The 10437-nt window shown below is 66.6% G+C and carries 11 protein-coding genes and 1 pseudogene; 9 read left to right on the top strand and 3 right to left on the bottom strand.

What is annotated here, in order from left to right:
- Positions 1-262 precede the first annotated feature (262 nt).
- Complete coding sequence (locus FPZ41_RS41060) at positions 263-964, bottom strand: DUF5324 family protein (protein ID WP_131561845.1); 702 nt, start codon at positions 962-964, stop codon at positions 263-265.
- A 520-nt stretch (positions 965-1484) separates the two neighbouring features.
- Here FPZ41_RS41060 and FPZ41_RS41065 point away from each other — a divergent pair.
- The gene (locus FPZ41_RS41065; RefSeq protein ID WP_131561846.1) at positions 1485-2018 is read left to right on the top strand and encodes a peptidylprolyl isomerase; all 534 of its coding nucleotides are present in this window, start codon (positions 1485-1487) and stop codon (positions 2016-2018) included.
- 177 nt (positions 2019-2195) lie between these two features.
- Positions 2196-3110 carry a rhomboid family intramembrane serine protease gene (locus tag FPZ41_RS41070; protein ID WP_407698891.1) on the top strand — a complete coding sequence of 305 codons (915 nt, stop codon included), beginning with the start codon at positions 2196-2198 and terminating at the stop codon, positions 3108-3110.
- A gap of 311 nt (positions 3111-3421) precedes the next feature.
- Here FPZ41_RS41070 and crgA read toward each other — a convergent pair whose 3' ends face one another.
- Positions 3422-3676, bottom strand: coding sequence for a cell division protein CrgA (gene crgA, locus FPZ41_RS41075; RefSeq protein ID WP_131561849.1), 255 nt, complete (start codon positions 3674-3676; stop codon positions 3422-3424).
- 142 nt (positions 3677-3818) lie between these two features.
- On the opposite strand from crgA, the gene FPZ41_RS41080 reads away from it, so the two are divergent.
- The 6 genes from FPZ41_RS41080 to FPZ41_RS41105 all read left to right on the top strand — a co-directional run bounded on the left by FPZ41_RS41080 (position 3819) and on the right by FPZ41_RS41105 (position 8503).
- Positions 3819-4631, top strand: a complete 813-nt coding sequence (locus tag FPZ41_RS41080) for a DUF881 domain-containing protein (RefSeq protein WP_152869277.1) — start codon at positions 3819-3821, stop codon at positions 4629-4631.
- A 24-nt stretch (positions 4632-4655) separates the two neighbouring features.
- A complete protein-coding gene (locus FPZ41_RS41085) occupies positions 4656-5360 on the top strand; it encodes a class E sortase (RefSeq protein ID WP_322621372.1) in 705 nt (234 codons plus the stop codon).
- Positions 5361-5378: 18 nt separating this feature from the next.
- On the top strand, positions 5379-5576 hold the full coding sequence (locus FPZ41_RS41090; protein ID WP_194236397.1) for a hypothetical protein: 198 nt from the start codon (positions 5379-5381) through the stop codon (positions 5574-5576).
- Positions 5573-6211 (top strand): aminodeoxychorismate/anthranilate synthase component II, encoded by a 639-nt coding sequence (locus FPZ41_RS41095; protein ID WP_322621373.1) that lies wholly within the window; start codon positions 5573-5575, stop codon positions 6209-6211. Before FPZ41_RS41090 ends, FPZ41_RS41095 begins: the two co-directional genes overlap by 4 nt.
- Before the next feature lie 302 nt (positions 6212-6513).
- On the top strand, positions 6514-7671 hold the full coding sequence (locus FPZ41_RS41100) for a class E sortase (RefSeq protein WP_407698892.1): 1158 nt from the start codon (positions 6514-6516) through the stop codon (positions 7669-7671).
- 37 nt (positions 7672-7708) lie between these two features.
- The gene (locus tag FPZ41_RS41105) at positions 7709-8503 is read left to right on the top strand and encodes a class E sortase (RefSeq protein ID WP_407698890.1); all 795 of its coding nucleotides are present in this window, start codon (positions 7709-7711) and stop codon (positions 8501-8503) included.
- Positions 8504-8690: 187 nt separating this feature from the next.
- Here the strand turns inward: FPZ41_RS41105 and FPZ41_RS41110 are convergent, their stop codons facing one another.
- Positions 8691-9761 (bottom strand): restriction endonuclease, encoded by a 1071-nt coding sequence (locus tag FPZ41_RS41110; protein WP_322621375.1) that lies wholly within the window; start codon positions 9759-9761, stop codon positions 8691-8693.
- A gap of 241 nt (positions 9762-10002) precedes the next feature.
- On the opposite strand from FPZ41_RS41110, the pseudogene FPZ41_RS41115 reads away from it, so the two are divergent.
- Positions 10003-10277, top strand: a pseudogene (locus tag FPZ41_RS41115) (sortase domain-containing protein); the annotation flags it as partial.
- Between the last annotated feature and the right edge of the window lie 160 nt (positions 10278-10437).

Genomic DNA, 10437 nt, shown 5'->3' on the forward strand with positions numbered 1-10437 from the left:
GGGCTGGATTGGCCGTCCTGACGTGCGCATTCGCGAAAACTGTGTTCTGGGTCACGTCAGCGGCGGAAATTTGATGACGGCACTCTCCGCAATCGGATCAATGCATTCCGCTGCGCTCTCCTAAGGGTGTTCCACGTGAAACAGCGCCATGGAGCAGGAACTCCTCAAGGCTCCTGCCCCACAGCGCTGTTGAGGGACCCGACGGGACCCGCCCCGGCGACGGGACCCGCCCCGGCGGACGGACCTGCCCCGCCGGGCGGGCTCAGCGGCGGTCGTCCCTGTCCGTTGACTTCTCCTCGGCCTCCTTGGCCTGCACCTCGGGGTCAAGGGCGGACTGTCCGCTGCCGTCGACGGAGGCGAGGTGACCGCTGTCAGGGACCTCGGTGGCGGCAGGGGGCTCGACCAGCCAGTCAGGGTTGGCCTGCCTGTCCCACCACTTCCACGCGACGAGGGCGCCGCCCACGAGGGCACCCAGCGCGGCCAGAGCCTTGGCGATCCGGCCGGCCCTGGCCCGCCGCTGCTGTCGGCGGACCAGCTTCTGGATCTGCCGGGGCGAGACCTGTCCGCGGAGCGCGGCCAGCGCCGCGACACTGCGGGACGTGGCCTCCTCCCGGACGGGCCCGGCCGCGGCCACGGCCCGCTCCACGCGGGGCACGGTATATCCGGCCGCCTGCTGAGCCGCCTTGCGGGTCCGGACAGCGGCCTCGTGGGCCGCGTGGTCGACCTTCGGCGGCACATGCGAACGGGCCTGCACCAGCCGTGGGGCCACATGGGCGCCGTACTGGTGGCGGGCCTGTTCCGCGGCCTGCGACACCCTGGGCGCGAGCCGTACACGCGCCTCGTGCGAGTAGTACACAGCCCTGTCCTTGGCCGTGTCGGCGTAGGGCGCCACCACGACCGCGGCGTGCCGCACGCTGTCCTTCGCCGACTCGGCCGCTGCGCGCACGCTGTCTTTGCGGGTCACGGGATCCTCCTCCTCGGTGGCGTACGGTAATTCGACTTTCCACCCTTTTACGGATCATGCCTTCCCAAACGCTTCCGGGCATGTGTGGACGGGCATCCGGGTCACATCCGGGCGCGGGGGCGGACTCCGGACGTGACCGTGCCGAGCGGGCACCAGGGCCGGTACAGGGGGCGGTGCCGAAAGCGATAACGGGTTCCGTGAGGCGTCCATGGGGTTCCGTGCGGGTTCGGTACGAATGCGGGGTACCCGGATCACGGGGCGAGAGGCGATCACATGCAGGGAGTGGACGAATAAGGCAACAGCCGCTTATAGACGACAATGCCACGGATCATCGCGACGCGCTCCCGCCCAGGGTGACTCGACCGGTTTTCCGCGAGTACAACCAGGGAATCCGGACGTACCACCTCCCGGAACCGCAAGCGCCATCCCCGGATGTTCGCTCGGATGTGGTGGCCGGGCGACGCTCGGCCCCGTCCGTGCGAGGATCAGGGGAGTCACAGAGGACAACGGAAGGCAGATCGTGGCCGAGCAGCTTTACGCCACCCTGAAGACCAACCAAGGCGACATCGAGGTGCGGCTGCTGCCGAACCACGCGCCCAAGACGGTCCGGAACTTCGTCGAGCTCGCCCAGGGCGAGCGTGAGTGGACCAACCCGGAAACCGGCAAGAAGTCCACGGACAAGCTCTACGACGGCACGGTCTTCCACCGGGTGATCAGCGGATTCATGATCCAGGGCGGTGACCCGCTGGGCAACGGCACCGGCGGTCCCGGCTACCAGTTCGAGGACGAGTTCCACCCGGACCTCGCCTTCGACAAGCCCTACCTGCTGGCCATGGCCAACGCCGGACCGGGCACCAACGGCTCGCAGTTCTTCATCACCGTCTCCCCGACGGCCTGGCTGAACCGCAAGCACACCATCTTCGGCGAGGTCGTCGACACGGCCAGCCAGAAGGTCATCGACGCCATCGCGACCACCCAGACCAACCCCCGCACCGACCGCCCGGTCAACGACGTCGTCATCGAGTCGGTCGTCGTCGAGACCCGGCAGGGCTGACCTCCGGACGCCCGGCAGAGCCGAGCCGAATCCGCTCGCAGCACCCCGAAAGGGCCCGCACGGCCCGAAGGGAACCAATCGCCCCGCTCAACCGTAAGGATGAGCGGGGCGCGACGTTGCGTACGGACCCATGTGCGCCGCTGCGTGCCGACGTACGGAGATTGAGGGGACCCCATGGTGGACCAGGCACCGGGCAGCCCGCAGGGCCCACAGGACCCGGGCCCACAGGACGCCCACAGCCTGCCCGGCTGCTACCGGCACCCGGACCGCGACACCGGCGTGCGCTGCACCCGCTGCGAACGCCCCATCTGCCCGGAGTGCATGGTCAGCGCCTCCGTGGGCTTCCAGTGCCCCGAATGCGTCCGCAGCGGCTCCGGCACGGGCCACGCCCCGAGCGCCTCCCGGCCGCGCACCCTGGCGGGCGGCACCATCACCGCCGACCCCCGGCTCCTCACCAAAGTCCTCCTCGGCATCAATCTCCTGATCTTCCTGGTCCAGCTCTCCCTCGGGGCTCGCTTCACCGACCGCTTCGACCTCATCGGCCTGGCCTACGTCCCAGGACTCGGCTCGGTCGAGGGAGTCGCCGACGGCCAGTGGTACCGGCTGCTGACGTCGATGTTCCTGCACAGCGGCTACGTCCACATCCTGTTCAACATGCTCAGCCTGTGGTGGATCGGCGGCCCCCTGGAGGCAGCCCTCGGCCGAGCCCGCTACCTCACCCTCTACCTGGTCTCGGGCCTCGCGGGCAGCGCACTCACGTACCTGATCGCCGACGCCAACCAGCCCTCGCTCGGTGCCTCGGGCGCCATCTTCGGACTCTTCGGCGCGACCGCGGTCCTCATGCGCCGGCTCCGGTACGACATGCGGCCGATCATCATCCTGCTGGTGATCAACCTGATCTTCACCTTCAACCCGGCGTTCAACATCTCCTGGCAGGCCCACGTCGGCGGCCTCGTCGCCGGTGTCGTGATCGGCTACGCGATGGTCCACGCGCCCCGCGAACGCCGCACCCTGATCCAGTACGGCGTCTGCGGCCTGGTGCTGGCCGCCGTGGTGGTCGCGACGCTGGTCAGGACCGCTCAGCTCACCTGAGGGGCCGCCCGGCCCGCCTTCGGTGATGTTGTCCACAGACGGTGGCGGATCTTGTGCATACCGTGCGGGAACAGCTGTGCCCCCTGTCGCTCACCCGTGTTTTCGCAGGTGAGGCAGGGGGCGAACATGCTTACGAGTGGCGGTGTGTCTGTCGTATCGGCGTCAACGTCCGATGGGTTATCCACAGATCGTCTTTTCTTTTCCCCATGTGGTTTCCCCATGTGGATAACGTCTGTGGATAACTCAGAGGACATCCCTGGGCAGAGCTGGGTTCAGCGAGCGGCGACCTCTACGTCACCTGCGCCGGAGCCCTACTTCCACTGGGTGGAGACGCCGAATCCCGCCGCGATGAAGCCGAAGCCGACCACGATGTTCCAGTTGCCCAGTGAGTCGATGGGCAGTGAGCCGTCGGTGACGTAGAAGACGACGATCCAGGCGAGGCCGATCAGGAACATGGCCAGCATGACGGGGGCGACCCAGCCGCGGCTGTTCAGCTTGATGTTCGTTGCCTGCTTGGTCGGCGGCGGGGTGTAGTCGGCCTTCTTGCGGATACGTGACTTCGGCACGAGGGTCTCTCCTGTCGATGCGCTGCGTGGCCGCGCAGGGAACTGGGGCGGGCTCCGGGGCAGCGTACAAGGGGACACTGAATGCTCCCCCGGGCGTCCGTTAGCGTAGTGCTTCCGCGGCGCCGAAGGAGATAAGGGTACGTTGAGCAATTCCGCCGACACGCCCCGATCGGGTCAGGACGACTCGCCCGCGACGGGTTCCGCCCCGGCCGATCCGTCCAGTTCGCACCGTTTCCCGCCAGTGCGGGTGCTGACCGCTGCCGTGTTCGCCCTGGCGGGGCTGATCTTCTTCACGAGCTTCGACACGGCCAAGGGCACCAACATCCGTACCGACAGCTCCCTCCTGAAGCTGTCCGACCTCATCCATGAACGCAGCCTGAAGAACGGCCAGCTCGACGAGTCGAACGGGGCCCTGCGTGACGACGTCGAGGCCCTCGCCGAGCGTGACGACGGCAGAACGGATGCGGAAGACGCCCGGTTGAAGGCGCTGGAGAAGAACGCGGGCACCCAGAAGCTCAGGGGCGAAGCCATCACGGTCACCCTCAACGACGCCCCGCCGAACGCCACCGCCAAGCTGCCCGGTTACCCCGAGCCACAGCCCGACTACCTGGTCATCCACCAGCAGGACCTCCAGGCCGTGGTGAACGCGCTGTGGGAGGGCGGCGCCGAGGGCGTCAAGGTCATGGATCAGCGGCTGATCTCCACCAGCGCCGTGCGCTGCGTCGGCAACACCCTGATCCTCCAGGGTCGCGTCTACTCGCCCCCGTACACCATCCAGGCGGTCGGAGACCCGCAGAAACTGCAGAAGGCTCTCAGCGTCTCCCCCGCGATCCAGAACTACATGGTGTACGTCAACGTCTACGGGCTCGGCTGGAAAGCCACCGAGGACGGGGCGGTGACTCTTCCCCCTTACTCGGGCACAGTGGATCTGCAGTACGCGAAGCCTGTGGAGTAGCTGCCGCTGGGGGACTCAGTGCCGGTGCGCGTGATCGTCAGGACCGTCAGCGAGCTGTGCATCACCGTCGGCACTCTGATCGTGCTGTTCGTGGCCTATGTGCTGTTCTGGACGGGTGTGAAGGCCGACAGCGCGATGGACCGTCAGATCGGCGAGCTTCAGGAGCAGTGGGCGAAGGGGGACGTGAAGCCCCCGACCACGCCTGAAGGCTCGACGAGGCCCGGAAGCTCCGCCGCTCCGGCCGCGCCCGCCCCGTACAAGGACGGCGAACCCTTCGCCGTGATGTACATCCCGCGCCTTGGTTTCACGTGGAACAAGCCCGTGCTGGAGGGCACCGAGGTGAACACCCTCAAGGAAGGCCTCGGTCACTACGCGAACACGGCGCGGCTCGGGCAGAAGGGGAACTTCTCCGTGGCCGGCCACCGCCGTACATACGGTGATCCCTTCAAGGACTTCCCCAGGCTGCGCGTGGGTGACGCGGTCGTCCTGACCGACGGGACGACCTGGTTCACGTATCGGATCGACAAAGGGCCGTACAAAACCCTGCCCACGGACGTTGAGGTGATCGATCCTGTCCCACGTAAGTCCGGGTACACCCGCCCGGGTCGCTATCTGACGCTGACCACCTGTGAACCGGAGTGGGGGCACAGTCATCGGCTGATCGTGTGGGCGCATCTTGATTCCACACAGCCTGTGGAGGCTGGGAAACCGGAGGCGTTGCGCCGTTAGTCTGGTGGTGTAAACGGCGTGAGTCTGGTGCCGTGGTGTGACGGAAGGGACGGCATGTACGGCTGGATCTGGCGGCATCTGCCGGGGAACGCATGGGTCAGGGCGTTGGTTTCAGTCGTATTGATCCTGGTCGTGGTCTATGTCCTGTTCCAGTACGTCTTTCCCTGGGCCGAGCCCCTGTTGCCCTTCAATGATGTGACGGTGAACGACCAGTGAGCGCCCGGATTCTCGTCGTCGACAACTACGACAGCTTCGTCTTCAACCTGGTCCAGTACCTGTACCAGTTGGGTGCCGAGTGCGAGGTGCTGCGTAACGACGAGGTGGCGACCTCGCACGCGCAGGACGGTTTCGACGGTGTGCTGCTGTCGCCCGGGCCGGGCACGCCCGAGCAGGCGGGTGTCTGTGTCGACATGGTCCGGCACTGCGCGGCGACCGGGGTGCCCGTGTTCGGGGTCTGCCTCGGGATGCAGTCGATGCAGGTGGCGTACGGCGGTGTCGTGGACCGCGCGCCCGAGCTGCTGCACGGCAAGACGTCGTTGGTGGAGCACGAGGGCAGGGGTGTCTTCGCCGGTCTGCCGTCCCCCTTCACCGCCACGCGCTACCACTCGCTGGCCGCGGAGCCGGCGACGGTGCCGGCCGAGCTGGAGGTCACCGCGCGCACGCACGACGGCATCATCATGGGGCTCAGACACCGTGAACTCCCGGTCGAAGGCGTGCAGTTCCACCCCGAGTCGGTGCTGACGGAGCACGGGCACCGGATGCTCGCCAACTGGCTGGCGGTATGCGGAGACCGGGAGGCCGTGGGGCGGTCGTCCGGGCTCGCGCCAGTCGTGGGCAGGGCCACGGCGTGACGGCGCTGCGCCCCGAGCGCGACAGTTCCTCCTACGGCGGCGAGGCCGCGTACGGGGGAGCCGACGCGTTCGAGGCGGAGGCCTTCCAGGCGGCGGTCGAGGGCCTCTCGGACCCGTTGACCGATCCCCTGCCGGGCGCTTCCGGTTCGCGCTCGGCCGCCGAGCCGCAGCGTGAGTGGTACGGCGTCCAGGATGCCGAGGCGGCCCAGCACAGCGAGGACTGGTCCGGACAGGGTCACACGCAGCCGCAGCCGCAGCCGCAGGCACAGCGGGAGCCGCAGGCGTCGTACGAGCCGGGCGGCATGGGGACTTCCTACGAGCCGGCCCCGTACGACGACGCGTACGCCGCCGCGGGGCACGAGCATCCGGTGGTCGACGAGGAGACGGCCCGGTACCGGCCGCTGCCGGTCGACGAGGAGACCGTGGCGCTGCGCGTGGACGAGGCGCGACGCATGGCCCGGGCGGCCGACGAGGCGATATCCGGGGCGGGCTCGGCGTCTGAGGCGGGCTCAGCCTCCGGTGCGGCAGGCATCGCCGGTGCGTCCCCCGCCTCCGCTCCCGGCGGCCGTGCGGCCCGCAGGAAGGCCGCGAAGCGGCAGGGGCGCCTTGGGGGCGCGGGAGGCGCGCACGGTGCCCACAAGGGCGCTGGAGCGGCTCAGGGCGGCTCTGGCGCCCGAAGGGGCCGGCATGGAGCCCAGGGCGCCCAAGACGGAGAGAAGGCCGACGGGACGCCTTTAGCGGCGCCCCGGTCGCGGGTGGAGGCACGGCGGGCGGCGCGGGCGAACAAGCCCACCGCGGGCGTTGTCGCGAGCCGGGCGATCGGTGAGGTGTTCATCACCACCGGTGTGCTGATGCTGCTGTTCGTGACGTACCAACTGTGGTGGTCGAACATCCTGGCGAATGAGCAGGCGGGCAAGACGGCGAACAACCTCCAGCAGGAGTGGGCCAGTGGGAAGCGCGCGCCGGGGGCGTTCGAGCCCGGGCAGGGCTTCGCCATGCTGCACATCCCGAAGCTGGACGTGGTCGTGCCGGTCGCGGAGGGCATCAGTAAGTCGAAGGTCCTGGACCGCGGCATGGTCGGGCACTATGACGAGAACAGCATCAAGACGGCGATGCCCGAGGACAAGAAGGGCAACTTCGGCGTCGCGGGGCACCGCAACACGCACGGTGAGCCGTTCCGGTACATCAACCGTCTCAAGCCGGGCGATCCGATCGTGGTGGAGACGCGGGACAAGTACTACGTCTACGACATGGCCTCGATCCTGCCGGTGACCTCCCCCTCGAACATCGGTGTCCTCGACGCGATCCCCAAGGGGTCCGGTTTCACGACGGCGGGCCGCTATATCACCCTCACCACGTGTACGCCGGAGTTCACCAGTAAGTACCGGATGATCGTGTGGGGCAAGATGGTCGAGGAACGGCCGCGCAGCAAGGGCAAACCGGACGCGCTCGTCCAGTAGGAGCACGTGATAACTGGAACAGACGGGGCAGATGGAAGTGGCAGCGACCACGAAGCACGGTGACCAGCACGACGAGTACGACGAGCGGACCGCCGGAGCGCCCGCATCCTCGTCCTCGACCGCGGCGACGCCGCGCCGTCGTGGCATGGGCCGGATCGCGATGACGGTCAGCGTCCTCGGTGAGCTTCTCATCACGGCGGGTCTGGTGCTCGGACTGTTCGTTGCCTACTCGCTGTGGTGGACGAACGTCGTCGCCGACCGTGCGGCGGACAAGCAGGGCGACAAGGTCCGTGACACCTGGGCGCATGAGCAGGACACCGGTCCCAGGGGTCCCGGGGCATTGGACACCAGGAACGGCATCGGTTTCCTGCACGTCCCGTCGATGACGAAGGGCGAGATCCTCGTCCGTAAGGGCACGTCGTCGGAGCTGTTGAACGACGGCGTGGCCGGCTACTACACCGACCCCGTCAAGGCGACCCTCCCGACCAGCGACAAGGACGGGAACTTCTCCCTCGCCGCCCACCGTGACGGTCACGGCGCCAAGTTCCACAACATCGACAAGGTCAAGAAGGGCGACCCGATCGTCTTCGAGACCAAGGACGACTGGTACGTCTACAAGGTCTACGCGATCCTCCCGGAGACCTCGAAGTACAACGTCAAGGTCCTCGCTCCGGTCCCGAAGGAGTCGGGGAAGAAGAAGCCGGGCCGCTACATCACGCTGACGACGTGCACGCCTGTGTTCACCTCGACGTACCGGTACATCGTGTGGGGGGAGCTGGAGCGGGTGGAGAAGGTGGACAGCGATCGGACGGTGCCGGAGGAGTTGCGGTGATGACAGACCTTCTTTGAGGAGGTCAGCCAAGGAAGCTGTGGATAACTCGGTGAACGGAAACTCATTCTGAGGTTCCGACCATGCCAGGCACGATTGAGACATCACCGACTGTCACTGGCATCATGAGAGGGGCCCGAAGCCGCAACCATCCCTTGCGACTTCGGGCCCTTTCTACGTCACATCTTGGCTACCCGAGGACCCCAAGTGAGGCACCGGCGCTCCACTCCTCCAACAGCCCACGATGGACGGCGGTGATGCCGCACTCGGCGGCGACGTTCAGGGCGTCGCGGGTGAAGGGGCACGTCGCCACAAACAGGGCTACCTCCGATTTATGTAGAACTTTTGCTGCCCCGACGAACTTCTGCACCTCTGGGCTGGTGATTGAGATGTGGGGCGCGAATCTCTTGCATTGGACGACGATGCGCCGTCCGTCAGCCGTGCGGCTGGTGATGTCGACTCCTCGGTCTCGGCTCGCGCCTTGGACGACGACGCCGGTGCAGCCGTCGCGACGCAGCAGTTCGGCGACGTGCTCCTCGAACTCGCGGCCGTTCATGGCGTCCATGGAAGCCATGACCCCGGCGAGAGGCCGGTTCTCTCGTGGACTCTCCAACCTCTGCAACCGGGCATGATGCTGACGGAGCCGCTGCTCCACGCGTTGGACCCCGGTCCGCAGAGCGATGAGTTCGCGGCGGTGCTCACTCGATGTCTCGATCAAGGCGTTGAACATCGGCACGACAGTCCGTCCGAGGACATGGGCGATGCGTTGGTCGATGCGGTCGTCGAGGGACGGTGCCTGTTCGTTTGTATGAACGTCCTCTCCCCGAACGGGGTTGTCCACAGGGAGGGTGCGTACCAGATACTCCATGTCGAGGAGGTATGTGCGCACCTGACGGGCTACGTCGCTGTCGCGGAGAAGCATGGCGACGTTGAGGACGGCCCTGCGTGAGGAGAGGGTGAGGCTTGCTCGCGGCTGTGGATAACTTCCTGGATAGCGTGACAAGACGTCACGCTTAAACTCCGCGAGATCAGGACCCTGGAGTGTCACCACACCGTTGTACGTCAGTTCCTCGTGGTGCCGTGCCTTGAGCTGGCGGATCGCCTCCGCAGTGACACCGAAGTACGTCGCGACCAACGCCGTCGTCACGTGCATCCCGTCCGGCAACAGCGACAGTGCCTTCACTCTGTCGAGCACGTCCGTGCGGTCCAGCACGCTGTCGCGCAGGGCTTTCGACTCCAGCAGAGCTGCTTCGTTGAACACGCTCCGTCCCTTCCGTTCGCCTGCTTGAGGTTGGCCTTTCGGCTTAGGGCAGAGGCTCGATGCTCCACCCCACCCGTCCAACGAGTAGATCAATATGAAGATGCGCTCGAATTCCGTACTTAAGCTCAGAATGGATGGATTGATCATTGGATATGGTGGCTGAATGAAGCAGAAGTACGGGACAACTGCTCGCTGTTGGGCCACAGTGGCCAACTGCCGTGTGGTGTTTGGAGCCCTGTGCCACAGGATCGAGAAGGGCGCCCCGATCGTCTTTGAGACCAAGGACGAATGGTTCGTCTACGAGGTCCACGCGATCCTCCGGGAGACGTCGAAGTTCAACGTCAAGGTGTTGGCGTCCCTCCCGAACGAGTCGGGCCGGAAGAAAGCGGGTCACTACATCACGCTGACGATGTGCACGCCCGTGTACACCTCGACGTACCGGTACATCCTGTGGGGGAGTTGGAGCGGGTGGGCAGGGTGGACAGCGACCGGAGGCCGCCGGAGGAACTGCGGTGAGGTGACTGAGTTACTTCGAGTCACTCAGTCGCCTAGGGCCTGTACGGAGTCGTGATCAGCGACTTGGCTGAAGGCTGCGGATCCAGATGACGGCGCCTCGTAGGTGGAGTCCGGCAAGGTAGCTCTCGGGGGTCTTGTCATAGCGGGTGGCAATGCCGCG

The sequence above is a fragment of the Streptomyces acidicola genome (assembly GCF_009377235.1).
In the GTDB taxonomy this organism is placed as follows: domain Bacteria; phylum Actinomycetota; class Actinomycetes; order Streptomycetales; family Streptomycetaceae; genus Streptomyces; species Streptomyces acidicola.